The sequence below is a fragment of the Cellulophaga baltica genome (assembly GCF_900102165.1).
GTDB classification, from domain to species: Bacteria; Bacteroidota; Bacteroidia; order Flavobacteriales; family Flavobacteriaceae; genus Cellulophaga; species Cellulophaga baltica.
Genome location: NZ_FNBD01000008.1, coordinates 73,572 through 98,178 on the forward strand (window position 1 = coordinate 73,572; position 24,607 = coordinate 98,178).

The 24,607-nt window shown below is 34.8% G+C and carries 24 protein-coding genes; 17 read left to right on the forward strand and 7 right to left on the reverse strand.

Going from position 1 to position 24,607, the window contains the following annotated elements; genetic code table 11:
* Positions 1–44: 44 nt before the first annotated feature.
* Positions 45–239 carry a hypothetical protein gene (locus tag BLQ19_RS21415; RefSeq protein ID WP_024480683.1) on the reverse strand — a complete coding sequence of 65 codons (195 nt, stop codon included), beginning with the start codon at positions 237–239 and terminating at the stop codon, positions 45–47.
* A gap of 187 nt (positions 240–426) precedes the next feature.
* Here BLQ19_RS21415 and BLQ19_RS14350 point away from each other — a divergent pair, with 187 nt between their 5' ends.
* From BLQ19_RS14350 to BLQ19_RS14375, 6 genes are all read left to right on the forward strand, one after another.
* The gene (locus BLQ19_RS14350; protein ID WP_074538808.1) at positions 427–984 is read left to right on the forward strand and encodes a helix-turn-helix domain-containing protein; all 558 of its coding nucleotides are present in this window, start codon (positions 427–429) and stop codon (positions 982–984) included.
* Between the two features lie 69 nt (positions 985–1,053).
* Positions 1,054–3,555, forward strand: a complete 2,502-nt coding sequence (locus BLQ19_RS14355; protein WP_074538809.1) for a heavy metal translocating P-type ATPase — start codon at positions 1,054–1,056, stop codon at positions 3,553–3,555.
* A 622-nt stretch (positions 3,556–4,177) separates the two neighbouring features.
* Positions 4,178–4,654, forward strand: coding sequence for a DUF305 domain-containing protein (locus tag BLQ19_RS14360; RefSeq protein WP_074538810.1), 477 nt, complete (start codon positions 4,178–4,180; stop codon positions 4,652–4,654).
* A 29-nt stretch (positions 4,655–4,683) separates the two neighbouring features.
* On the forward strand, positions 4,684–5,373 hold the full coding sequence (rpiA, locus tag BLQ19_RS14365) for a ribose-5-phosphate isomerase RpiA (protein WP_074538811.1): 690 nt from the start codon (positions 4,684–4,686) through the stop codon (positions 5,371–5,373).
* 115 nt (positions 5,374–5,488) lie between these two features.
* Entirely contained in the window at positions 5,489–5,842 is a 354-nt protein-coding gene (locus BLQ19_RS14370; protein WP_024480678.1) for a hypothetical protein, read from the forward strand.
* Positions 5,843–5,992: 150 nt separating this feature from the next.
* Positions 5,993–6,406, forward strand: coding sequence for a DoxX family protein (locus tag BLQ19_RS14375; protein WP_074538812.1), 414 nt, complete (start codon positions 5,993–5,995; stop codon positions 6,404–6,406).
* Between the two features lie 52 nt (positions 6,407–6,458).
* Here BLQ19_RS14375 and msrA (BLQ19_RS14380) read toward each other — a convergent pair whose 3' ends face one another.
* The 3 genes from msrA (BLQ19_RS14380) to msrB are packed head-to-tail and all read right to left on the reverse strand — an operon-like array spanning position 6,459 to position 7,958.
* Positions 6,459–6,950, reverse strand: a complete 492-nt coding sequence (gene msrA, locus BLQ19_RS14380; protein WP_029664991.1) for a peptide-methionine (S)-S-oxide reductase MsrA — start codon at positions 6,948–6,950, stop codon at positions 6,459–6,461.
* A 12-nt stretch (positions 6,951–6,962) separates the two neighbouring features.
* Positions 6,963–7,490, reverse strand: coding sequence for a peptide-methionine (S)-S-oxide reductase MsrA (msrA, locus tag BLQ19_RS14385; protein ID WP_074538813.1), 528 nt, complete (start codon positions 7,488–7,490; stop codon positions 6,963–6,965).
* Positions 7,491–7,502: 12 nt separating this feature from the next.
* Entirely contained in the window at positions 7,503–7,958 is a 456-nt protein-coding gene (msrB, locus tag BLQ19_RS14390; protein WP_074538814.1) for a peptide-methionine (R)-S-oxide reductase MsrB, read from the reverse strand.
* Positions 7,959–8,190: 232 nt separating this feature from the next.
* On the opposite strand from msrB, the gene BLQ19_RS14395 reads away from it, so the two are divergent.
* The 4 genes from BLQ19_RS14395 (at position 8,191) to BLQ19_RS14410 (ending at position 14,142) form a co-directional block, all read left to right on the forward strand.
* Positions 8,191–9,498, forward strand: coding sequence for a TolC family protein (locus BLQ19_RS14395; RefSeq protein ID WP_074538815.1), 1,308 nt, complete (start codon positions 8,191–8,193; stop codon positions 9,496–9,498).
* 8 nt (positions 9,499–9,506) lie between these two features.
* Complete coding sequence (locus BLQ19_RS14400) at positions 9,507–10,583, forward strand: efflux RND transporter periplasmic adaptor subunit (RefSeq protein ID WP_074538816.1); 1,077 nt, start codon at positions 9,507–9,509, stop codon at positions 10,581–10,583.
* A gap of 139 nt (positions 10,584–10,722) precedes the next feature.
* Positions 10,723–13,917 carry an efflux RND transporter permease subunit gene (locus BLQ19_RS14405; RefSeq protein ID WP_074538817.1) on the forward strand — a complete coding sequence of 1,065 codons (3,195 nt, stop codon included), beginning with the start codon at positions 10,723–10,725 and terminating at the stop codon, positions 13,915–13,917.
* 15 nt (positions 13,918–13,932) lie between these two features.
* Positions 13,933–14,142, forward strand: coding sequence for a YgaP family membrane protein (locus BLQ19_RS14410; protein WP_074538818.1), 210 nt, complete (start codon positions 13,933–13,935; stop codon positions 14,140–14,142).
* A gap of 59 nt (positions 14,143–14,201) precedes the next feature.
* Here the strand turns inward: BLQ19_RS14410 and BLQ19_RS14415 are convergent, their stop codons facing one another.
* From BLQ19_RS14415 to BLQ19_RS14425, 3 genes are all read right to left on the reverse strand, one after another.
* Positions 14,202–15,326, reverse strand: coding sequence for an efflux RND transporter periplasmic adaptor subunit (locus BLQ19_RS14415; RefSeq protein WP_029446373.1), 1,125 nt, complete (start codon positions 15,324–15,326; stop codon positions 14,202–14,204).
* Positions 15,327–15,331: 5 nt separating this feature from the next.
* A complete protein-coding gene (locus BLQ19_RS14420) occupies positions 15,332–19,660 on the reverse strand; it encodes a CusA/CzcA family heavy metal efflux RND transporter (protein WP_074538819.1) in 4,329 nt (1,442 codons plus the stop codon).
* Between the two features lie 74 nt (positions 19,661–19,734).
* On the reverse strand, positions 19,735–20,193 hold the full coding sequence (locus BLQ19_RS14425) for a hypothetical protein (RefSeq protein ID WP_226990039.1): 459 nt from the start codon (positions 20,191–20,193) through the stop codon (positions 19,735–19,737).
* A gap of 108 nt (positions 20,194–20,301) precedes the next feature.
* On the opposite strand from BLQ19_RS14425, the gene BLQ19_RS21060 reads away from it, so the two are divergent.
* Genes BLQ19_RS21060 through BLQ19_RS14455 form a run of 7 tightly spaced genes read left to right on the forward strand, consistent with a single transcriptional unit; the run spans position 20,302 to position 24,540 of the window.
* Positions 20,302–20,478, forward strand: coding sequence for a Lacal_2735 family protein (locus tag BLQ19_RS21060; RefSeq protein ID WP_038508188.1), 177 nt, complete (start codon positions 20,302–20,304; stop codon positions 20,476–20,478).
* 1 nt (position 20,479) lies between these two features.
* Positions 20,480–20,878 carry a DUF2452 domain-containing protein gene (locus BLQ19_RS14430; protein ID WP_074538820.1) on the forward strand — a complete coding sequence of 133 codons (399 nt, stop codon included), beginning with the start codon at positions 20,480–20,482 and terminating at the stop codon, positions 20,876–20,878.
* 2 nt (positions 20,879–20,880) lie between these two features.
* On the forward strand, positions 20,881–21,168 hold the full coding sequence (locus BLQ19_RS14435; RefSeq protein WP_024480665.1) for a TIGR03643 family protein: 288 nt from the start codon (positions 20,881–20,883) through the stop codon (positions 21,166–21,168).
* A complete protein-coding gene (locus tag BLQ19_RS14440; RefSeq protein WP_074538821.1) occupies positions 21,169–22,305 on the forward strand; it encodes an FAD-binding domain-containing protein in 1,137 nt (378 codons plus the stop codon). It begins immediately after the preceding gene.
* Positions 22,295–22,924, forward strand: a complete 630-nt coding sequence (locus tag BLQ19_RS14445; RefSeq protein WP_074538822.1) for a flavin reductase family protein — start codon at positions 22,295–22,297, stop codon at positions 22,922–22,924. Before BLQ19_RS14440 ends, BLQ19_RS14445 begins: the two co-directional genes overlap by 11 nt.
* The gene (locus BLQ19_RS14450; RefSeq protein ID WP_074538823.1) at positions 22,925–23,056 is read left to right on the forward strand and encodes a DUF2256 domain-containing protein; all 132 of its coding nucleotides are present in this window, start codon (positions 22,925–22,927) and stop codon (positions 23,054–23,056) included.
* Positions 23,056–24,540, forward strand: a complete 1,485-nt coding sequence (locus tag BLQ19_RS14455) for a cryptochrome/photolyase family protein (protein WP_074538824.1) — start codon at positions 23,056–23,058, stop codon at positions 24,538–24,540. Before BLQ19_RS14450 ends, BLQ19_RS14455 begins: the two co-directional genes overlap by 1 nt.
* Positions 24,541–24,607: the final 67 nt, after the last annotated feature.

Sequence of the window (24,607 nt, forward strand, 5' to 3'; positions counted from 1 at the left end):
AAATTTGTTTTGGTAAAAGAGAACTAACAGAGCATAATGATACTTTAATCTATATAAGTATTTATAGAACACTCTAATTTACAGTCTTTGACTAACATTTTTTTAAAGCCTACAGCAAGATCATAATTTTCAAAAATTAATGCTTCTGTAATACTGGTACTTAATACCAATTGTCTCAAAAGATATTCTACAACATATTTGTTGTCTGCTGTAAAAAGAACATATTTGCAAGTGTCCACTGCGGTACTTTTGATTAGGCGTTAATTTATAGAGGTATTAAAAGATTGTAAATATAGTCTAGTATCTATTAGTAGGTTTATATTCTTTAAGAAACTAGACAAAAAACACGCTTTTTACGAGTAAGTTGTAGAAATCTATGCGGACTAATCCCTAGTTAAAATCAGTACTAAAATGTAAATTGCAAGTATGGCTTCTACTTTTTTCATAAAAAACATGGTGTGTAACCGCTGTATTGCTTCTGTTTTAGACGTATTTACAACAGAAGGTTACAAAGTATCTACTATTGAATTAGGAAAGGTAGTTGCACAACCCAGCGAACATACTGAACAAAAAAATCTTGGCAACAAACCTAGCGCTTTAGGCTTTAAAATTATACAGAACGAAGAAGAGTCACTCCTAGAGCAATTAAAGGTGCGATTAATTCAAAAAATAAACGAAGAAAACACAGCACATTTGGCTACAATGGTTGCGAGAGAACTAAGGAAAACAGAAAGTTATTTAAGTAAACTATTCAGTAAATTAGAAGGAATCACCTTAGAAAAATACACCATCAATTTAAAAATTGAAAAAGTAAAAGAATACATACAACTAGGGCAATTAAATTTTTCGGAAATAGCATATACCTTGAATTATAAGTCAAGTAGTCATCTAGCACGTCAATTTAAAACGGTTACAGGAATGTCTATGAGTACGTATAAAAATCTTGAGCAATGGGATAGAAAAAAACTAGACCAAATTGTATAAATAAGAATCCGAATTATGTAAAGCTTTCTCCGTGCTTCTGTTTAATTTTACATCCTAAAATTGATGTAGATGGAACACACGTATCATATTCACGGAATGACCTGTAACGGTTGTAGAACTCATGTAGAGCAAACACTTTCTAAAGTTAGCGGTGTAACTAAAGCCTCTGTTGATTTAGACAAGGCAGAAGCCACCATTGTGATGGATGCTAATATTCCTATAGAAATTTTTCAAAAAGCCTTAGCGGCAGATGGCGGACATTATAGTATACATATTCCTGGGGAACACCAGCATCCTAAGGAAACAAACACAAAAAAAACAACACAACAAGGTACGGGTACATTTTATTGTCCGATGCATTGTGAAGGAGATAAAACCTATGATGAGCATGGCGACTGCCCTGTTTGTGGAATGGATCTCGTTGAAGAACAGAATTTGAATGTTTCTAATAGTGAACAATGGACATGCCCTATGCACCCAGAAGTTATTAGAGATGAACCAGGAAGTTGTCCTATTTGCGAAATGGATCTTGTTCCTATGCAACCAGATCTTTCGGCAGAAGAAAAATCATATAAAAAACTCTTGAAAAAATTCTGGTTGGCTTTTGGCTTCACACTTCCCATCTTTATCATTGCGATGAGCGAAATGATTCCGAATAATCCACTGTATGACCTCATGGAGCAAAAATGGTGGAATTGGGTACAATTTATCCTTTCTATACCTGTTGTATTTTATGCAACATGGATGTTCTTTCAAAGAGCTTATAGAAGTATTAAAACATGGAATTTAAATATGTTTACCTTAATTGGTATCGGTGCAGGGGTTGCTTGGCTATTTAGTTTCTTTGGGATGTTATTTCCTGATTTTTTTCCTGAACAATTCAAAACAACATCGGGAGCGGTTCACGTTTACTTTGAAGCGGCGTCCGTGATACTTACCTTAGTTTTAATGGGCCAAGTATTAGAAGCTAGAGCACACAGCCAAACTAATACCGCTGTAAAAGAACTTTTAAAATTAGCTCCTAACAAAGCAATCTTGGTCGTCAATGGTCAAGAAAATGAAGTCTCGATAGATCAAATTACGAAAGGAGATGTTCTACGGGTTAAGCCAGGAGAAAAAATTCCGGTAGATGGCGCCATTACTGAAGGACAAACCAAGGTAGATGAATCTATGATTTCAGGAGAGCCAATTCCCGTAAGCAAAACGGTAGCCGATAAAGTAAATAGTGGTACCATTAATGGGAACCAGTCTTTCTTGATGGTTGCAGAAAAAGTGGGGAATGAGACACTATTATCACAAATTGTGAAAATGGTTAATGATGCAAGCCGTAGCCGTGCTCCTATTCAAAATTTGGCCGATAAGGTTTCTGGTTATTTTGTTCCTGTTGTGGTACTCATTTCTATAATCACGTTTGTAGTTTGGGCTATTTGGGGGCCAGAGCCAGCATATGTTTTTGCGCTAGTAAATGCTATAGCGGTGTTAATTATTGCTTGTCCATGCGCATTAGGCCTAGCAACTCCCATGTCTATCATGGTAGGTGTAGGTACCGGCGCTAAAAATGGTGTTCTAATTAAAAATGCTGAAGCTTTAGAAGTGATGAATACGGTAGATACCCTAATTATAGATAAAACAGGAACTATTACCGAAGGAAAACCAACCGTGGAAAATATTGGCGTTACAAGTGATTTTTCTGAAGATGAGCTATTAAAATATATTGTAAGCCTCAATAGTTTGAGTGAACACCCACTAGCTGCCGCAACTTTGAAATATGGTAAAGAACAGCATATTGAAGCTTTAAAAGTAGACAAATTTAATGCTGTCACGGGTAAAGGTGTAGAGGGCGTAATTGACAACCAAAAAGTAGCACTAGGAAACGAAAAAATGATGGCCTATGCAGGAGCCAACATGCAACAAGAGATTGTAGAAAAAGTGATTTCTTATCAAAAAGAAGGCAAAACAGTATCTTACGTATCTATTGGTACTGTGGTGGTTGGTTTTGTTGTTATAAGAGATAAAATAAAAGCTACAAGCGCCAAAGCCATTAAAGCTTTACAAGATAAAGGTATTGCTGTAATTATGCTTACAGGGGATAATCAGGAAACTGCAGCAGCTGTTGCTAAAGAGTTACATTTAGCAGATTTCAAAGCAGGAATGTTACCTGAAGATAAATTAAATGAGGTAAAAAAACTGCAAAATCAAGGACACATTGTAGCCATGGCTGGAGACGGAATTAACGATGCTCCTGCCCTAGCCCAAAGTAACGTAGGTATTGCGATGGGTACTGGTACTGACGTTGCTATTGAAAGTGCTATGATTACACTCGTAAAAGGTGACCTTCATGGTATTGTGAAAGCAAGAAGCTTGAGTGAAGCTGTTATGAAAAATATTAAGCAAAATTTATTTTTCGCATTAATCTATAATACCGTGGGTATCCCTATTGCTGCAGGCGTATTATTTCCGTTTTTTGGCATGTTATTATCACCAATGATCGCGGCCTTAGCCATGAGTTTTAGTTCTGTATCGGTTATAGCCAATGCCTTACGATTAAAAAACGTAAAAATAGACTCCTAATACATAAAAGAAAAGTAGCCCAATATAGTGGTTTAGCATATTGTTATTTTGGGCTTCTTATTTGAACTAATTTGGATGAAATTCATGGAGACCATTCTTGCAATGAAGTTAATAGTCCTTTAGCTTTTAACAATTTAACACTTCTAGATGCTATCAGAATGAATTAAAAAACAATTCTTTAGAATTAAAAGAAACTCCTAAAGAACACTATTTTTGGTTAACACAATGAATACATGATATAGGCTAAAATTGAATCCATTGCTGTAGCTAAAAATATGTAGTCCACTTTAAATATGATCCTCATTGATCAGATTACCGAAGTTGATACTCCTAGTGCATAAAAAGGTTGCGATTTTTCCTCTTATGTTATAAAACGCATCACAGATTATGTTTCAGATAGAGAGGGAACTTATCAAACCATTCGCCTTAAGAATTGGTGCTCGTTTGGGTTCTTTGGATTGCACATACCTAGAATTAGTTAGGAGGCAATTTTTTCTATACTATAGTCTTGAAAGCCTTTGCTTCTTTACAATTAGTTGCAGTATTAAGCGGATGCCAACTTTGGCTTACAAACTTTAAAAGTATTCAGAAAATTACAACACACTAATTTAAATAATAACACATGAATTCAACAGATAAGAAAAAAAGAAATGTGTATACTAAATTTGTTTTGATGCTGATAGCATCATTCATCGCAATGTATATAACAATGTACCTTAACACCTATTCTATAGATCACGTATATTTTAGTTTAACGCGTTTTTACATGAGCTGTTTAGGAATTTCTACGATGGCAATTATCATGTTTATAGCCATGCGATCAATGTACAAAAACAAGCAAAAAAATATAGCAATCGTATTAGCTAGTCTTTTGTTATTTATATCTGCCTTAACTTTAGTGAGAAAACAACAACCTATAGTTGGAGATTTATTATGGTTAAAAGCCATGATACCACATCATTCTATCGCTATTTTAACCAGTGAAAGAGCTCATATAAAAGATCCAGAAGTAAAGAAACTTTCCAAGGAAATAATTGAAGCTCAGAAAAAAGAAATAAAAGAAATGAAAGCTATGATAAAACGTTTAGAAGAAAATTAAACTATTGTAAATCATGTTAACTTAAAATAATGAACAAAATTTCCGAAAAAGAATTAGCAGCTATTGCTGCTGTAAAATTAGTAAAGAACAACATGACCATTGGTTTAGGAACCGGTTCTACAGCAGCTTATATGATTCGTCATTTAGGAGATCGAATTAAGAAAGAAGGATTAACCTTATATGGAGTACCAACTTCTAAGGCTACAGAGAAAATGGCTCAAGAAAATGGCATTGCAATTTTATCTTTGGATGATGTTAAAAAAATAGATTTAACTATTGATGGTGCAGATGAGTTTGACCCCTATTTACAACTTATAAAAGGCGGCGGTGGCGCCCTGTTAAGAGAAAAGATAATAGCCTCAAATTCTGAATACAATATAATAATTACTGATGCTAGTAAACAAGTAAACCGTTTAGGTAAGTTTAAACTTCCTATAGAAACGATACCATTTGCTACCCAACAAATTGCAGCACAACTACAAAAAAGAGGTCTAGAGCCTGTACTCCGAAAACAAGATACAGTTGCTTTCACTACAGATGAAAATAACAATATTCTAGATCTAAATATTGAATCTTATTACAATTTAGAACAATTAAATCAAGAATTAATGACTACCCCCGGAATAGTAGAAACTGGCTTTTTTTTAACGACAACTGACTTAGTATTAATGGGAAAGGGCTCTAAAGTATTTACATTCGAGAAAAATAAAATTAAATAACACTACTCCCTAACCTACTACATGCCAAACATATAACTATTTGTTAATAAGTAACAATCCGCTACCCTAGTCTAAAAACGATGTTCGTCTTATTTTTGCAAACTTTAGATAAGACATGGATAAATTAAAGGTTGGGGATAAAGTTTACAATACAAAACAAGATGGTTTCGATGATTTCATTCGGTATTCATTTTCAGAAGTCGTTAAACTTACAAAGACTTTAGCCATACTAAAGAACGGTACTCGTTTGTACAACGAGCCAAAAATATCCTTTATCACAGAAGATATAGGCTACTCGGTTGCTAGGCAGCGAGGAACACATTGGCACTTGGTCTCTTTACAAGCTATACGAAATGCTCAAATAGAGAATGAAAAAATAGCTGCCTACGATTGGTTTGAACAAAAGAATTTCTCGCTTAGAGAGAAACAATGGATCTATTCTAAATTCAAAGAAAATAATCAACAATAAACGATCGCCATCGAGAATCAATATCCATAAGAGGGTTTTTATCGATACATACGGGCTAATAAACTGTAGCTATCTGTATTTCAACAAGTTTTAAAGATTTTAAGGGTTTACTTTAATTAATTTCAAGGTAATAATTAAAAACTTAAACCCATGAAAAATCTAAAAACCTACTATGTTATTTCTTTGGTAATTTTCTCCTTGGCTATGCTAGGAGCAGTACTCAACAGCGCTATTAATTACGATGCTATTGTTCTAAAAATCATAATATTAGGATACCCTGCTTATTTAGTTCAAGTAATTGGAACTGCCCAAGTAATAGGTATCAGTATTTTAATCTTAAACAGAACTAATTGGATCCGTGAGTGGGCTTATGCAGGCTTCTTTATGAATCTTGTATTTGGAATAATTGCACACTTACTGGCTAAAGATGGGAATGGTGCCACAGCCGTAGCTTGTAGCATATTGCTACTTATTAACTATGTCATGTATAAAAAAATTAAAGAAAAGAAAAAGAATAAAAAAAAACTAAAAAGTAATCAAACTGTATTAAAAAAAGTGAGTTAATAATGTGCTTCATAAATTTAAAAGCCGACAAGTTTATTGTCGGCTTTTATTTTTATAAAAATGTATCAAAACGCTCAAAATGGCAGGTATATCCATTAGGCCTTCTTAATAAATAATCTTGATGTTCTGGTTCTGCTAACCAAAAGGTGGTATATGGTTCTAATGTAGTTACGGCATCTCCTTCCCACCGTCCTGATGCATTTACAATAGCAATAACCTCTTCAGCGATAGCTTTCTCTTCTTCATTTTGAATAAATATCGTGGACCTATAACTAGCACCACGGTCATTTCCTTGCTGATTTACCGTTGTTGGGTTATGTATTCTAAAAAAGTAATCTAATATTTCTTTAAATGATGTTTCTGTAGGGTCATAGGTAAGTTCTATTCCTTCTGCGTGGCTTGTATGATTATGGTAGGTAGGATTTTCATTTTCACCACCGATATAACCAACCTCCGTATCTTTTATGCCTGGGCGTACTCTGAACAAATCTTCCATTCCCCAAAAACATCCACCCGCGATATATGCTTTTTTTAATGCACTCATAAATTTTATCTTCTATGTTTTGTATAAATTATTTTTTAACTTCTCTATTTTGGGCGCTATGATCCCACGGCAATAAGCAGCCTCCTTATTTTTATTAAAATAGTCTTGATGGTATTCTTCTGCTTTAAAAAAATCAGACAATTCAGATAGTTCTGTACGGACATTTTTAGCCAACTCAATAGCTGTTTCTTGTATTACGTCTAGTGCAATTTCTTGTTGTTCTTTAGAATGATACAGTACTATAGAACGATATTGTGAGCCATAATCGCCTTTCAAATAGGTGTCCAAGGTAGGATTATGATTATTCATAAATAACCTAAGAACATCGCTATACGTTATACGTGTTGTATCAAAACTTACTTGAATTACTTCGGCGTGACCAGTTTTACCAGAGCACACTTCTCTATACGTAGGTATTCCGGGACAATTACCTCCAGCATATCCCGATACGACTTCCATAATATCCGGTATCGCTTTAAACACGGCCTCTAAACACCAAAAGCAACCACCACCAAATGTAGCTGTTTCTATTTTTGACATGACGCTTTATTCTTAATTGGCAACAGAGGTATCTAATACCATAGATTCTGAATTTACGCAATAGCGTAAACCGCTTGGTTCAGGGCCATCAGGAAAAATGTGTCCCAAATGTGAATCGCATGTATTACATAATACTTCAACCCGAACCATTCCAAAAGTTGTATCTTTTATATACTGAATGGCATTCTCCTTTATAGGTTGTGTAAAACTAGGCCAACCAGTTCCAGATTCAAATTTAATGTTAGAATCAAAAAGAGGTGTATCACATCCAGCACAATTATATTGCCCCGCCTCATAACTAGTACAAAGCGCTCCCGTATGTGGTGCTTCTGTGCCTTTTTTACGCATAACTCTATATTGTTCTGGAGTTAATTGTGCTTTCCATTCTTCTTCAGACTTTTCTACCCGCTTATCTGGCTCAGGGTTTCCCTTAGTAGCAAACGAGATAATATCTTTCCATGTTAACATAACAATTTTCCTTTTTTAATTAATTCAATTTTTTGCCTAAATATACTTTAAAAGCTTTAGGCACAAGAACTTTAATACTAGAAAAATTAGTCGGAAAAGAAAGCCAAAACATACAAGTTTAGAAACGCTATAAATCAAAAGGATTATTACTTTATTATTCTATGCAGTGTAACCAATGTTACTGACTAGCCCTAAGACAAAAAGTAAATTTGCAATAACAAATCATAGATTGATGAAAAACCATACCTATATAAGTTTCTTTTTATTCCTTACCGGTTTATTGGTTAGTGCTCAAGAAATGGTGCCCATTAAAAAATCTGAAGTATTGTCAAAAGTCGCAGCGCATAACACAAGTATTAAGATTTCTAAAGAAGAATTTAATGCTGCTAGAGCAGATTACAGACAAACAAATGCAGTATTTCTACCTAATATTACAGCAAGTCATACAGGAATAGCAACTACCAATCCGTTAATGGCTTTTGGTTCTAAATTAAATCAGGAAATTTTAACTCAGAATGATTTTGATCCTGTCTCCTTAAATGATCCTTCTCAAATAGAAAATTATGCTACTAAATTTGAGATTCAGCAACCTTTATTCAATTTGGACGGTCTATTTCAACGTAAAGCTGCCAAATCTAAAATGGATGCAATGTCTTTAAAGACACAGCGTACTCAAGAGTATTTAGTGTTTGAAGTAGACAAAGCATACATGCAATTACAATTAGCTTACAAAGCAGTTCTGGTTTTAGAGAAGGCCTCAGAAGCAGCAATTGCTAATAAAAAATTAGCTGACGATAGTTTTAAACAAGGCTACCTGCAACGTGCAGATGTTTTAAATGTAGAAGTACGTGTTACTGAAGTTCAAAATCAATTACAAAACGCAAAAAGTAACGTACAAAACGCATCAAATTATTTATCATTTTTAATGAATGATGAACGCTATGTACTATACACTCCAGCTGATGAGCTAAGCCTTATAACTGACGCGGAGAAGAATGAAAAAATCTCTGAACAACGTGCTGATATCAAAGCAATGCAATTGGCAACTAATGCTTATGAAGCGATGAATAAAGCAGACAAAATGGCATTTTTACCCCGTTTAAATGCGTTTGCAAATTATCAAATGTATGATGATCAAATTTTTCAAGGAGATGCCAATGGCTACCTGTTTGGAGCAGAATTAAGTTGGGATATTTTTCAAGGATCCAAACGTTTTGGAAAAGCTCAAAAAAGTAAGGCCGAATTTGAAAAATCGAAGCTAGAATACACACAATATGTATCACAAAGCAATTTAGAATTAAGCAAAGCAAAACGTGCATTTATAGATGCTGACAATAAGTTAAAATTAACAACTTTGGCCTTACAACAATCTGAAGAGGCTTTGAGAATTAGAACCAACAGATTCAAGGAAGGCTTAGAAAAAACGTCCGATTTATTATTAGCCGAAACACAATATGCACAAAAACAATTAGAATATTACCAAACTATTTTTGAGTACAATTACACACAGGCCTACATACAATTTTTAACTAAAGAATAATTTTTAAGATGAAAAACATATATACAATTCTAACACTTTCTTTAATGCTATTCATAGTTAGTTGTGGTGGTGAAAACGAAAAAACAATTGTCGATAATTCGCCAACAATTAGTGTAAAAACAAGTCAAATAGCAGCAAATACGAATAGTCCTTTTTTAAGTGTAAGCGGAAAAATCCAAGCCACTAATAGTGCAGATTTAAGCACTAGAATGATGGGATACGTTAATAAAGTACATGTAAATGTTGGAGATAAAGTGCGTAAAGAGCAATTGTTAATTTCTATTAGTAATAGCGATTTGCAAGCAAAAAGAGCACAAGTAAATGCAGGAATTACAGAAGCAAATGCTGCTTTTAATAATGCTCAAAAAGACTACAATCGTTTTAAAAATTTATTCGCAGAAAATAGTGCTTCTCAAAAAGAGATGGATGATATGACTGCAAATTACGAAATGGCAAAGGCACGTTTAGAAGCTGCTAATCAAATGAAAAATGAAATTAACGCGCAGTTTGCTTACAGCAATATTACGGCACCTTTTAGCGGAACAGTCACTAGTAAGAATGTAGAAGCAGGTAACATGGCAAATCCAGGTGTATCATTAATAAGTATGGAAACACCTGGGAATTTTGAGGTGATGGCTATGGTTCCTGAATCTGAAATTTCTGATATTAAAAAAGGAGCGGCTGTTGCTGTTTTGGTTAAATCGATTAATAAAACCATAAAAGGAAAAGTTACAGAAGTAAGTACATCTGCCAAGAATACAGGCGGACAATACTTAGTAAAAATAGCTTTAGACAATACGGATGCTCACATTTTATCTGGAATGTTTACCACAGTACAATTTCCCGTGCAAAGAAAAGCAACATCATCCATGGTTTTACTACCAACTGATGCTATTGTAACAAACGGACAATTATCTGGAGTCTATACCGTAAGCCAAAGCAATACAGCATTATTACGTTGGTTGCGTTTAGGTAGAACTTTTGGAGATCAAGTGGAAGTATTATCTGGTTTAAATGCAGATGAAGCATACATTATTTCCGCTGAAGGAAAACTGTTTAACGGAGCCAAAATTACAATTCAATAACTAATATGCTGCGTTAAGGATAGCAGTGAAAATCCTTTTTACGTCAGTTCGAGTGAATTTGCCTAAGCAAATTTGTAGCGATAACAAGTAAAAAGATTGCAACGGATAGCCTGTTAAAACGCCCAAAATATAAAACAAAATGAAAGAAGGAATCGCAGGTAAAATTGCCAAAGCCTTTATGCAGTCTAAGCTTACAGTGCTTTTGATGATTGTATTTATGGTGGTTGGTGTGTACAGTTCGTTTTTAATTCCGCGTGAAGAAGAACCGCAAATTGATGTGCCTATGGCAGACATTTTTGTGGGGTATCCTGGAGCAAGCCCTACAGAAGTAGAGTCACGTGTAATTAAGCCTTTAGAGCAATTAATTTCAAACATCAAAGGCGTAGAATACGTATACTCTACTTCCTCGAAAGAACAAGGAATGGTCATCGTACAGTTTTATGTTGGCGAAGATATTGAGCGTTCTTTTGTGAAATTATACAACGAAATTAATAAGCACATGGACCAAATGCCTGAAGGTGTTACGTTTCCGTTAGTAAAAACGCGTGCGATTGACGATGTGCCAATGTTGGGTTTAACGTTGTGGAGTGAAAATTATGACGATTACCAGTTAAACCAAGTGGGGCAAGAGTTGGAAGCCGAAATTAAGAAGATAAATGATGTGGCTATTACGCATAAAATTGGTGGTAGAGATCGTCAATTACGTGTGGTTTTAGATAAAGATAAATTAGCCGCAAGTGGTTTGGATTTCTTGTCGGTTTCTGAAATGATTAAAGCCAATAACAGCCAATTAAGTGCTGGGAGTTTTGATAAGAATGACACCGAGTTTTTAGTAAATACAGGTTCGTTTTTAGCTTCGGTTACTGATGTAGAAAATTTGGTAATTGGTGTACAAGAAAACCAACCTATTTATTTAAAGCAAGTCGCTAAAATTATTGATGGCCCAGAAGTACCGCAAAATTATGTGAGTATAGGTTACGGAAAAGGTAGTGTGAAATCGACTGATTATAAGTCGGAATATCCTGCAGTAACTATTTCGGTAGCGAAACGTAAAGGAGCAGATGCAATGAAAATTGCTGATGTGATTATTGATAAAGTAGATCATTTGCGTAGTACTTTAATTCCGGATGATGTACATGTAGAAGTCACTAGAAATTATGGTGAAACAGCGTCTCATAAAGTATCGGAATTACTGTGGCACCTTATTGGGTCTATCTTTGCGGTAACACTTGTAGTGATGCTAGCAATGGGTTGGCGTGGTGGATTGGTCGTGTTTTTATCGGTACCAATTACGTTTGCCTTAACCTTGTTGAGCTATTATATGATGGATTACACGCTAAACCGAATTACCTTATTCGCGTTAGTATTTGTAACGGGAATTGTGGTGGATGACTCGATTATTATTGCCGAAAATATGCACCGACATTTTAAGATGAAGCGCTTACCATTTAAAGACGCAGCTTTATATGCGATTAATGAAGTTGGGAATCCAACCATTTTAGCAACATTTACAGTTATAGCATCTGTTTTACCTATGGCTTTTGTGTCTGGATTAATGGGCCCTTATATGGCACCAATGCCAATTGGAGCGTCTATTGCAATGATATTGTCTTTATTTGTTGCCTTAACTATTACACCATATTTAGGCTATATTTTCTTAAGAGAAAAAGATAAAAAAGGCGCAGAAGAGAAGCCAGAGCAGCCTGTTGAGGATACGCTTATTTATAAGATTTATAACAAGTTTGAACGTCCTTTATTAGAAAGCAAAGGTAAGCGTTGGTTGTTTTTAGGGGTAACGTTTATGGTCTTAATGGCGACAATGGTGTTGTTTTTTACAAAATCGGTTGCTGTAAAAATGTTACCATTTGATAATAAGAATGAATTTCAAGTGGTTATTGATATGCCTGAAGGCACAACGCTAGAAAGAACAGGAGTTGTAGCACAAGAAGTGTCGCAATACTTAGCGACGCGACCAGAAGTGGTTAATTATCAAAATTACGTTGGTACATCTGCACCAATTACGTTTAACGGTTTGGTGCGTCATTACGATTTACGTGGTGGATCTAATATGGCAGATATCCAAGTGAATTTAATTGATAAAGGCGAACGTGATATTCAAAGTCACGGAATTGCTAAAGTAATGCGTCCAGATATTCAGAAAATTGCAGCAAAGTATAACGCTAATATTAAATTGGTAGAAGTACCACCAGGACCTCCAGTATTGTCAACGATTGTTGCAGAAGTGTATGGACCTGATTATAACGAGCAAATTAAAATCGCCAATGGCGTTCAAGAGATTTTAAAAAACACAGATGATGTGGTAGATATTGATTGGATGGTGGAAGCCGATCAAACCGAATATCAATTTAATATAAACAAAGAAAAAGCCATGCTGAATGGTGTTGCGCCACAACAAATTGCGTATACCATGAATATGGCATTGTCTAACAGAGCAATTACTAATTTATATGATGAAGATGCTGTTAACCAAGTTGGGTTGATATTGGCTTTAGATGAAAAAGAGAAATCTACCATTACTGATATTTCGCAATTAAAAGTAAAATCGAAACAAGGTACTATGGTACCAATTGCAGATTTGGTAACAATTACGGAAACGATAGCAGCAAAAAGTATTTATCGTAAAAACCAAAAGCGCGTGGTTTACGTGATGGCCGATATGGCTGGGGAATTAGAAAGTCCGGCGTATGCTATTCTTGGAATGGAAGAAAAGTTAAAAGAGATTCCGTTACCAAAAGGCTACGAGTTAAACGAAATGTATTTAGGTCAGCCAGATTTTGAAGATAATTATACGGTAAAATGGGATGGCGAATGGCAAATTACTTTAGAGGTATTTAGAGATTTAGGTATTGCCTTTCTAGGAGCTATTATCTTAATATACATTTTAATTGTAGGATGGTTCCAAAATTTTAAAGCACCAATTGTTATGATGGTTGCTATTCCTTTATCGTTAATAGGAATTATACTAGGACACTGGATTATGGGAGCATTTTTTACGGCAACGTCGTTTATTGGTATGATTGCTTTAGCTGGAATTATGGTTAGGAACTCCGTATTATTGATTGACTTTATCAATCTAAGAACGGCAGAAGGTGTGCCGCTAAAACAAGCCTGTATTGAAGCCGGAGCAGTACGTACAACCCCCATTTTATTAACGGCAGGAACGGTTGTTATTGGAGCATTCGTAATCTTATTTGACCCAATTTTTCAAGGATTAGCTATCTCTTTAATGGGCGGAACTATTGTGTCTACAGTATTAACCTTGTTGGTTGTACCCTTGGTGTATTATATGATAGAGAAGAAGAATTATAAATAATTAAAAAGAATCAAAATGTTAAATACATATTTTAGAGTAATCGTAGGTGTTATGATATTATTAAGTGTTGTACTTACTGTATATATGAGTCCAAACTGGATTTGGTTTACTGTATTTATTGGCGTAAACTTAATACAGTCTGCCTTCACCAAATGGTGTCTTTTAGAAACCATTTTGAAGAAGTTGGGGATAAAAAATAATGGAAGTTCTTGTGCTTCTTGCTAGGCGAACCTCCTGAAAAATTAAAACGCTCGATAGTACGCTGTACTATCGAGCGTTTCTAGTTAAGCTCCTATTAAACTGAAGGCCCCTTTAACCAAAAATTGAGCATCACTAGCAAACTGTTTGCTATTAATGATCGAAGTATTTTCACGATAACTATCCATCGTTTTTACTTCCTTTTGCAAAAAATAATAGACTCCGTTTTCTTTCTTATCCAAAACCAATACATACTTTAAGTCATCGGCGGAAACAATAGCTTCTGAAGGCAATGCCTGTTGCTTTTCTGAACTTGTACTTATTTTGGCATCTACGAACATTCCTGCAATAAAATTGTATTCCGTTTCATTTTCAATATGACCATGAATTTTAATTGTTCTATTTTCATCAATAGTATTGCCCATTAGATAAACTTCTCCGGAATACACTTGATCTGATGCTTCTGGAATTTTAAAGGCTATTTCCTGTCCTTTTTTAATAGCTAATATATCTTTTTCAAATACAGAGAGTTCTAAATGAATATGATCGTTATTAATGATTTCTAAAATAGGGCTGGCAGGTGAAACATACGTACCCATAGAGACAAAGGTTTTAGATATTGTTCCTGTGATTGGCGCATGAATACTAACCACGGAGGTGAATATTCCCTTAGCAGCCTTAGAGCTACTAATGTGAAGCATTTCTAATTGTTTCTTTACCCCATGCTGGCGCGCAAGGCTTGTTTTATAATCACTTTCGGCTTTTAGAAAGCTCTTTTGCGATGTAATTTTTTCTTCCATCATTGTTTGCTGCCGATCATATTCAGACTTCAAATAAACCAACTGTTCATTCAGTTCCATATATTCTTGTTGGAGCGTAACAAATGCTGGATTCTCAAGGGTTACCAATACTTGTCCTTTTTTTACGGTATCACCAATTAACAAAGGGGTCGATTTTATGTATCCCCCCATAATAGCACTTACACGTGCTTTATTCTCTGGAGGAACATCTATTAAACCCGTAGCATTTACCACCTTAGGAAAATCTTCTTCGTTAAAGCCTCTTAATGCATAGTTGTTCTTTTCAAATTGATCTGCCGTAATTTCTATATAGTTAGAAGTTAAATTTGTTATTGCCGTCTCCTTCTCTGCATCTTTACAGCTAAAGAATAAAACAACGACTAGAGTACTTATATAAGTGATATTTTTCATGATATTTAAAGTGTTAAATAATTAATAGCAACAACCGTGTGATTGTAATCTTGTAGTTTATCTAAGTAAGCTAACTGTATTTCAAAGGCACTCTCAAGACTCTGTAGGTATTGATAAAAATTAATTTCTCCATTTTTGTAATTACCTAGTGCTGTTTTTAATATTTCGTTAGAGAGTTGTTTTCCTTCCGTTTCGTAATAGGCAAGTGCTGCTGTATGCTGCTCTAACTCATTTAAGAGTACTTCTTTCCTTAGATTTAAGTCAACCTTGTATTGATCCAATTCCTTTGCCGAAGCCGATTCTGCATATTTAGATGCTTTAATCCTGGCATTTTTTCCTCCAAAAAGAATAGGTATTTTAAGTCCCAATTGATAGCCATATAAATTGGCATTTAAACTTTCATTAGTTCCTTGAAAATAATTAAGACTGATATCTGGAAGTAGCTGTTGTTTTTCCAAGCGTTTCTCTGCTCTGAAAAATGCCTCTCTATTTTGATATAAGCTAACTTCAGGACTTCCTAAGGGTTCTGTTAGGTTTAAATTTGCCTTAAAATGGAGTGCTGGTGCTATCCATAAAGAATCTTTAAGTTGTACAATAGCTTTTATATGTATATAAGTTTCTCTAACCTTTTTTTGAGCTGCAGCATATTCTAAACTAATTTGTCTTTCTTTAGATAAGGCCGTTATCTTTTCTAGATAATTTGTTTCTCCTAGCTCAAAACGCCTACTGGCCATGGTTGAAAAATTTGTATATAAACTATCTAGGCTATCATACAGCTTTTCTTTTTCTATTGCTATTTGGTAATTATAATAGGCAGAAGTTAAGTTTCGTATGATTGACTTTTTCTGAATTTCAAACGTATTTTCGGCGAGAGCATATCTTGCTTTATTTACTTTCTTTTGAGAAAAATACACCGTTGGAAAACGGAAGTCTTGCTGCACTCCAAATACTTTTAGTGGCTCATTATTACTTGCTAAATTGTTTTCATCAAACTCATAGTACACTTGGGTCTTATCAAAATCAAAAGCACTGTGAACCAGTTTTTCTGATTGTAAAAGTTGATTATTTTTAGCCTTCAAAGAAGCATTATTTTCAATGGCTATAGAAATTAGGTCTTCTAAATGAAACGGCTTTTCTTGCGCCTTTCCTTGTCCGATTGCCAATACACTTAAAGCAACAAGGGTAAGAATACTTTTATTTTTAATTTTCATCGGCTTAATTTTACTTAAAATTGCATAAAGCACGGGTAAGACCACAAGCGTTAAAAGTGTTGCTGTAAACAATCCTCCGATTACTACCGTGGCTAAGGGTCGTTGCACTTCTGCTCCTGCATTGGTAGAAATGGCCATGGGTAAAAAACCCAATGCAGCGGCAGAAGCGGTTAATAAAACAGCTCGTAATCTATCTTTAGCACCATATTTTATTAATTCTTCAATCGTTTCAAATCCTTCCTCTTTTAACTCTTTAAAATGTTCGATTAAGACGATTCCATTTAAAACGGCAATCCCGAAAAGGGCAATAAAACCTACTCCTGCAGAAATACTAAATGGCAAATCTCTAATCCATAAGAGTAAGATGCCACCAACAGCGGCTAAGGGGATTGCAGAATAAATCATTAGTGCCTCTTTTACAGATTTGAAGGCAAAAAATAATAAGATAAAAATAAGCGCCAACGCTATCGGTACTGCCAATAGTAAGCGAGATTTAGCACTCTGCAAATTTTCAAATTGACCTCCGTATGAAATGGTATAGCCTACCGGTAATGCTATATGTTCTGTAATCAATTGCTGAACATCATCAACCACAGATTGTAGGTCTCTATTTCGTACATTTATGCCTACAACAATGCGTCTTCGCGTATTATCTCGCGATATTTTAGCGGCACCTTTCTCATAGGTAATGGATGCTAATTCTCTCAGAGGAATCTTACCCCCATTGGGAAGATCTACAAATAAATTTTGAAGATTATCTATATCTTTTCGCTTAGAGGTATCCAAACGAACCACTAAATCAAATCGTTTTTCACCTTCAAAAATATTACCTGCAGTTTTCCCAGCAAAAGCCATGGCTACTAGATCGTTTAATTCTTGAATATTTAATCCGTAACGCGCCACTTTACTACGGTCATATTTAATACTCATTTCTGGCAAGCCTTCTACTTTCTCAATAGAAATATCCGATGCACCTTCAACATTGGCAATTAAATCACCAATTTCTTTTCCTTTTTTGGCCAATAGCGCTAAATCATCACCGAAAATTTTAATAGCAATATCGGCACGTACGCCTGTAATTAATTCATTAAAACGCATTTCAATAGGCTGGGTAAATTCAACCTCCATTCCAGGAATCACCGCTAAAGCTTCTTTAAATTTATCTGCTAATTCATCTTTAGTAGTGGCCGAAGTCCATTCTCCTTTTGGTTTTAAAATGATAATTACATCACTCTCTTCCATGGACATAGGATCCGTAGGTACTTCTGCAGCACCAATTCTAGTCACGGCTTGCTGTACTTCTGGAAAGTTTGTCAGCAATATATCTTCTATTTGAGTCGTAATCTCAATGGTTTTACTCAGAGATGTTCCTGTTTTAAGTACTGGCTGAATGACAAAATCTCCTTCATCTAAAGTGGGAACAAACTCCCCTCCCATTTGTGTAAATAAATAAACCGAAAAAGCTAACAAGAAACCTGCAATAGCTAATACTATTTTTTTACTATGCAGTGCCCATCCTAAAATAGGGTCATATTTGGCAACCAACCAATCCATTAAACGTGTAGAGATAGATCTTCTTGCAGTCTTTTTTTGAGGCTTTAAGAATAATGAGGCAGCTACCGGCACGTACGTGAAGCACAATAGCATAGCGCCAATAAGAGCAAAACTAAAGGTAAGCGCCATTGGAATAAACATTTTACCTTCTACCCCACTCAACGAGAGTATTGGAATAAACACAATTAATATAATAAGCTGGCCAAATACTGCAGAATTCATCATTTTTGATGCTCCATTTTGAGCAATTTGGTCTTTTAATTGTTGTTGATCTTCTTCAGGTAAGGCCATTATTTCTGTACTAGTAGCGCTTATTTTAAAGGCAATGAACTCTACAATAATAACAGCTCCGTCTATAATAATCCCAAAATCTATAGCTCCCAAACTCATTAAATTTGCGTCTACTCCAAAAATATACATTAAGGATAGTGCAAAGAGCAAACAAAGCGGAATTACGGAAGCTACCACCAGTCCTGATCTAAAATTGCCGAGCAACAGGACCACAACAAATATTACAATAAGACAGCCTAATACTAGATTCTCTATTACGGTAAAGGTTGTTTTAGCAATAAGATCACTGCGGTCTAAAAAAGCATTGATGTACACCCCTTCTGGAAGCGACTTGCTAATTTCTTCTACCCGAAACTTCACAGCATCTATGACCTTTTTTGAGTTTGCATCTTTTAGCATCATCACTTGGCCTAGAACTTTTTCACCTTCGCCATTCGCTGTTATAGCACCAAACCTATTAGCACTACCATAACCAACCTTAGCAACGTCCTTGATATAAATTGGTAGTCCGTTTATATTCTTTACTACCACATTTTCAATATCATATAAAGATGTAATTAAACCTTCGCCACGAATAAAATAAGCCTGATTCTTCTTCTCAATATAACCGCCACCGGAAACACTATTATTAGTCTCTAAGGCTGTAAAAACATCATGCGCACTGATATTCATAGCATAAAGTTTATCAGTATCTATCGCTACTTCATATTGCTTTAAAAAACCTCCCCAAGTATTTACTTCTACCACACCCGGAATTCCTGAGAGCTGTCTTTTTACAATCCAGTCTTGAATAGTCCTCAAATCTTGAGTGGTGTATTTATCCTTGAACGCTGGCTGTACATCTAAAATATATTGATAAATTTCGCCTAAACCTGTGGTAATAGGTCCCATTTCTGGTGATCCAAAGCCCACTGGGATTTTTTCAGAAGCCGATTTAATTTTTTCAGCAATTAATTGCCTGGGCAAAAAAGTACCCATATCGTCCTTAAAAACAATGGTCACTACAGATAGTCCAAATTTAGAAACCGATCTAATTTCTTCTACACCAGGCAAATTTGCCATCTCTAGCTCAACAGGATAAGTTATAAACTGTTCCATGTCTTGCGTAGAAAGATTTCTACACGTGGTGATTACTTGTACTTGATTATTGGTAACATCTGGTACCGCTCCAATAGGTATTTGAGTTAAAGAATACAATCCAAACCCAACGATAAAAACTGTGAATAAGAGAATTACAAACTTATTCTTAATACTAAAATGAATAATATGTGATAACATTCTTTCATATATAAATAATTAGAACTGTTCCAAATCAAAGCAATGAAATGGAATTTATTTTGATCTAAAACTATTTATGAAATACGGGGTGGCTGAAATAAGCCTAAAGAATGTAAGGAAGAACAAGGCTCTTGGTAATGGAAATTAGATATCGTGTGCTGAACGAATTCTATTTTATTGAAGTCTGCCTTATACACTGGACTTACAATAGCAATAACTGTAGAAATATGAGAATGATTTTGAAAAGGTAGTTTTTCATGATCTTCCTTTTCTTCTTGGTGTTCTTTTTGATGTTCCGCTTTAGATTCTCCGTAATGCTTAGCAACAAATGTCATAATATCATCTCCGTATTCTTCACTATGAAACGAAGCATGTTCTATCAGCTGATTTAATTTAACTAGATCAGTGAAACAAATTCCTAAACTCTGCATGAAAATTAGGAATGAAAATGATATGGAAACCAATTTCAACATGAGTACAAAGATACCTTTTTTCGATATACCTCTAGCGTAAATTTTATGCGCCTCATCCATGTCATAAAATTATTCAAATTCATTTTGTTTAATATTTAATATAAATAGTTAAACATTTTGTAACTTTACATTTCAGTACTACTATTAATTCTATTAAATCATTTTACAATGTTTGGACTATTTAAGAAAAAAACAGAGAAAAATAAGCTTTATGAAACCTACCAGAATTTGCTTCAGGAAGCGCATAAGCTCTCTACATCCAATAGAAAATTGAGTGATCAAAAGACATATGAAGCAGAAGAGATTATGAAGAAGATAGAACAGTTAAGCACAAAAATGGAATAACATGAATTCAAAAAAGCCAGATAATGTGGTTTTCAATACCGATACTCAGAAGTATGATGCAGCTTTAAAACCTTATAGTACCAATTTGGGGGCTCCTGCAATACAACCTATGGATACCATTGCATGGAAAAATAGATCTATCAACAAGGTTAATCATAAAATTCAAACTAGGTATCAAGAATTAAAAGAAGCGTATGATAAAATGATGGCAGAATTTGATCATAATAATTTGATATATAATGCCAAATTCTGCTTTGAGCCTATTATAGGAGAACAATACCATCTGTATTCCAAACAGGACGGTACTAATTTTTTATCCATAATAGCGCCAGACCAATGCAACTTTGAGTCTTTGGGTAGTTTTTATTTAAATGCGGATCAAATTTGGGAGAAACTTTAATTATGAAAGACACTTTAGAATTTACAGAACGAGAATTAGACCGGATCATAGAGATGGCATGGGAAGACCGTACGCCATTTGAAGCCATTGAATTCCAATTTAAAATTCCTGAAAAAGATGTCATTAGGCTAATGCGTTCCAATATCAAGGAAAGTAGTTTTAAAAGGTGGCGAAAAAGGGTAAACAGTGGTGTTAGTCAGAAGCATTTAAAAAAGAGAAATCCTGAAATTAATAGGTTCAAGTGCTCTAGACAACGTGCTATTTCTGGTAATAAAATTAGTAAACGATAAATGAGTACTTCCCCTAATTTTTTAAACCCTGAATTTCCGACGGATATGGATGCTATTCAAAAACGAATAGCACTAATAGACCCGAGGAAATATGCCAGTTCTAGAAATTATATTGATGGTAGCGTATCTTATATATCGCCCTATATATCTAGAGGCGTAATTTCTACAAAACAAGTATACCAATCGCTTTTAGAACGAGAATTTACAACTTCTAATGCTGAAAAATTTATACAAGAATTAGCGTGGCGTGATTACTGGCAGCAAGTTTGGATTCATAAAGGGAATGCTATAGATTCCGATTTGAAACACTCACAACCGAACGTTGAGAATCATGAAATTCCTAGTAAAATTACTGAGGGTACTACTGGAATAATAGCAATAGATAAAGCAATTAGCTTGCTTTACAAAACGGGTTATATGCACAATCATCTGCGAATGTATGTAGCCAGTATTGCATGCAATGTAGCTAACAGTCACTGGAAAATTCCTGCACAATGGTTGTACTATCACCTATTAGATGCCGATTGGGCAAGTAATGCTTTGAGCTGGCAATGGGTAGCTGGAGCAAATAGCAATAAAAAATATTATGCAAATCAAGAGAATATCAACAGATACTGTCATACACACCAAACCAATACCTTCTTAGAAGTAGCCTATGATGAATTTGAAAATCTGCCTATTCCCGATGCCTTAAAAGACACCAAAAACCTCAACCTAAAAACAATACTTCCCGATGCTGAAGTTTTAACTCTGGATGCTGATATACCCATACATATCTATAATTTCTACAATTTAGATCCTAATTGGAGAAAAAATGAACCCGCAAATAAGGTATTAATCCTAGAACCATCCCTTTTTGTGAAATACCCAGTGTCCGAAAAAAGCATACAATTTGCTTTGGAACTCGCCAAAAACATACCGAACATTCAGCTTTTTGTTGGAGAGATTCAAGAGCTAAGCGCTTTATACCCTAAAACCCAATATTATTACAAAGAGCACCCTACCAATAGTCACTATGTAGGAATAGAAGATTCTAGAGATTGGATGTTTTCTGTAAACGGATATTACCCTTCTTTTTTTGCGTTTTGGAAAAAATGCAAAAAAGAAATTAAAAACAACATGATACATGAAGCTTAATAGTACTGACCTTAAAAACTTAGACCGTATCAACCGTATTAAAATAATCAATGCCGTTTCTGGTATAAAACCTGGTAACTTAATAGGTACTATTGATAACGAAGGGAGTACAAACCTCGCCATCTTTAGTTCTGTAGTACATCTGGGTAGTGATCCTGCTTTATTAGGCTTTATTTTAAGACCTACCGGTGAAGTACCACGAAACACGTATGATAATATCCTAGCGAACAAATCGTATACCATTAATCATATTCATCCAGAATTCACAAAGAATGCGCATTATACCTCAGCAAAATTTGATGCGTCTATCTCTGAATTTGAGCGTTGCGGACTTACAGAGGAATATATAGATACGTGTAAGGCTCCTTTTGTAAAAGAGAGTCGTTTTAAAATGGGAATGCAATTTATTGAGGCTTTACCGATAAAGCAAAATAATACCCTACTCGTCATTGGTGAAATTACGAGTTTAATTCTACCCGACACTTCTTTTGAAAGTAGTGAGGACATTAATTTAGAAGAGATTAATAGTGTAGGAATCTCAGGGCTTAATAGCTATTACGCTATCACTAAAATAGCTGAATATCCCTATGTCCGCACTAGTGAAGTACCTAAATTTTAAATGAAAAAACATCACCTACCTCAAAAACTATGTTTGGTTTGTAATAAGCCATTTACATGGCGAAAAAAGTGGGAGAAAGAATGGAACAATGTAAAATACTGTTCGGAACGATGCAGAAGAAACAAAAACTAATGAAGAAAGATGCTACCCTAATATTTCCGCACCAATTATTTGAGAATTCTCCGGTACTGGAACATGAGGCTCCTATATATTTAATTGAAGAATATTTGTTCTTCAAACAATACAAATTTCATAAACAGAAAATTGCTTTTCATAGAGCTAGCATGAAATGTTATGAAGCTTACTTAGAGTCAAAAAATCATAAAGTCATTTATATTGAAGCTACGGACGATTTATCTAACATCAGTGTTCTAATTAAAAAGCTGAGTAAAGAAGGTGTACATCACTTAAATTATATAGAAGTTTCTGATTATTGGTTACGCCAAAGAATTGAAGAAACCAGTAAAAAACAGGACATCACTTTAAAAGAATTTGACTCTCCTCTATTTATAAACAATAAAGAAGATTTAAATCATTTTTTTAAGAAAGATAAAAAAAGCTTTCATCAAACAACGTTTTACAAGCAGGAGCGAAAAAGGTTAGGTATTCTTATGGATAAGAATGATGAACCGATGGGGGGCAAATGGACTTATGATACTGAAAATAGGAAAAAATATCCCGCAAAAAAAACACCTCCTGCCATTCATTTTCCTGAGGTCACTAGCTACCATAAAGAAGCAAAAGAATACGTAGACACTCATTTTTCTGATCATTATGGCGCACTAACCAAGGAAGTATATTATCCTATAGATTTTGAGGCCTCTAAGGTTTGGTTTGATCAATTTCTAGAACAACGTTTTTCAGAGTTCGGAATTTATGAAGATGCTATTGTTGGTGAGAATTCTATATTGAATCACAGTGTATTAACTCCCATGCTAAATGTTGGCTTATTAACACCTCATCTCATTATTGATACCACCCTAGCCTATGCTGAAAAGCACGATATCCCAATCAATTCTTTAGAAGGCTTTGTGCGTCAGATTATTGGATGGAGAGAGTTTATGCGCGGTATGTATGAACTTAAAGGTGTACACCAACGTACCCGTAATTTCTGGGACTTTACACGTAAGATTCCAAAATCATTTTATACCGGTACTACGGGTGTTGTACCTATAGATACTACCATTAAGAAAATATTAAAAACAGGATATTGCCATCACATAGAACGCCTAATGGTACTTGGTAATTTTATGCTATTGTGTGAGTTTGATCCCGAAGAAGTCTATAAATGGTTTATGGAATTGTTTATAGATTCTTATGATTGGGTGATGGTTCCTAATGTATATGGCATGAGCCAATTTGCAGATGGCGGATCTTTTGCTACCAAGCCTTATATCAGCGGTAGTAATTACGTGATGAAAATGAGTAATTATGGTAAAGGAGATTGGCAACAGTCCTGGGATGGACTTTTTTGGCGATTTATGCATGAACATCGCGATTTTTTCAAAGGAAATCCAAGGTTAAAAATGTTACTCTCTACTTTTGACCGGATGGACGATGCTAAGAAAGAATCACATTTAAAACATGCCGTTAAATTCTTAATAGGTTTAAAGTAAAATTTATTTTTGCACTATCGTTTAAAACAAAAAAACCGCCAATTTCTTGGCGGTTTTTATAGTTAAG

What these genes read in the sequence shown, in the direction of transcription:
- BLQ19_RS14395 (WP_074538815.1), top strand. Translation starts at nt 8,191, where the DNA reads ATGAAAAACCATACCTATATAAGTTTCTTTTTATTCCTTACCGGTTTA.
- BLQ19_RS14355 (WP_074538809.1), top strand. Translation starts at nt 1,054, where the DNA reads ATGGAACACACGTATCATATTCACGGAATGACCTGTAACGGTTGTAGA.
- BLQ19_RS14440 (WP_074538821.1), top strand. Translation starts at nt 21,169, where the DNA reads ATGAGTACTTCCCCTAATTTTTTAAACCCTGAATTTCCGACGGATATG.
- BLQ19_RS14415 (WP_029446373.1), bottom strand. Translation starts at nt 15,326, where the DNA reads ATGAAAAATATCACTTATATAAGTACTCTAGTCGTTGTTTTATTCTTT.
- BLQ19_RS14455 (WP_074538824.1), top strand. Translation starts at nt 23,056, where the DNA reads ATGAAGAAAGATGCTACCCTAATATTTCCGCACCAATTATTTGAGAAT.
- BLQ19_RS14425 (WP_226990039.1), bottom strand. Translation starts at nt 20,193, where the DNA reads ATGGATGAGGCGCATAAAATTTACGCTAGAGGTATATCGAAAAAAGGT.
- BLQ19_RS21060 (WP_038508188.1), top strand. Translation starts at nt 20,302, where the DNA reads ATGTTTGGACTATTTAAGAAAAAAACAGAGAAAAATAAGCTTTATGAA.
- BLQ19_RS14435 (WP_024480665.1), top strand. Translation starts at nt 20,881, where the DNA reads ATGAAAGACACTTTAGAATTTACAGAACGAGAATTAGACCGGATCATA.
- BLQ19_RS14375 (WP_074538812.1), top strand. Translation starts at nt 5,993, where the DNA reads ATGAAAAATCTAAAAACCTACTATGTTATTTCTTTGGTAATTTTCTCC.
- BLQ19_RS14370 (WP_024480678.1), top strand. Translation starts at nt 5,489, where the DNA reads ATGGATAAATTAAAGGTTGGGGATAAAGTTTACAATACAAAACAAGAT.
- BLQ19_RS14420 (WP_074538819.1), bottom strand. Translation starts at nt 19,660, where the DNA reads ATGTTATCACATATTATTCATTTTAGTATTAAGAATAAGTTTGTAATT.
- BLQ19_RS14360 (WP_074538810.1), top strand. Translation starts at nt 4,178, where the DNA reads ATGAATTCAACAGATAAGAAAAAAAGAAATGTGTATACTAAATTTGTT.
- BLQ19_RS14400 (WP_074538816.1), top strand. Translation starts at nt 9,507, where the DNA reads ATGAAAAACATATATACAATTCTAACACTTTCTTTAATGCTATTCATA.
- BLQ19_RS14450 (WP_074538823.1), top strand. Translation starts at nt 22,925, where the DNA reads ATGAAAAAACATCACCTACCTCAAAAACTATGTTTGGTTTGTAATAAG.
- BLQ19_RS14445 (WP_074538822.1), top strand. Translation starts at nt 22,295, where the DNA reads ATGAAGCTTAATAGTACTGACCTTAAAAACTTAGACCGTATCAACCGT.
- BLQ19_RS14410 (WP_074538818.1), top strand. Translation starts at nt 13,933, where the DNA reads ATGTTAAATACATATTTTAGAGTAATCGTAGGTGTTATGATATTATTA.
- rpiA (WP_074538811.1), top strand. Translation starts at nt 4,684, where the DNA reads ATGAACAAAATTTCCGAAAAAGAATTAGCAGCTATTGCTGCTGTAAAA.
- msrA (WP_029664991.1), bottom strand. Translation starts at nt 6,950, where the DNA reads ATGAGTGCATTAAAAAAAGCATATATCGCGGGTGGATGTTTTTGGGGA.
- BLQ19_RS14430 (WP_074538820.1), top strand. Translation starts at nt 20,480, where the DNA reads ATGAATTCAAAAAAGCCAGATAATGTGGTTTTCAATACCGATACTCAG.
- BLQ19_RS14350 (WP_074538808.1), top strand. Translation starts at nt 427, where the DNA reads ATGGCTTCTACTTTTTTCATAAAAAACATGGTGTGTAACCGCTGTATT.
- msrA (WP_074538813.1), bottom strand. Translation starts at nt 7,490, where the DNA reads ATGTCAAAAATAGAAACAGCTACATTTGGTGGTGGTTGCTTTTGGTGT.
- BLQ19_RS14405 (WP_074538817.1), top strand. Translation starts at nt 10,723, where the DNA reads ATGAAAGAAGGAATCGCAGGTAAAATTGCCAAAGCCTTTATGCAGTCT.
- msrB (WP_074538814.1), bottom strand. Translation starts at nt 7,958, where the DNA reads ATGTTAACATGGAAAGATATTATCTCGTTTGCTACTAAGGGAAACCCT.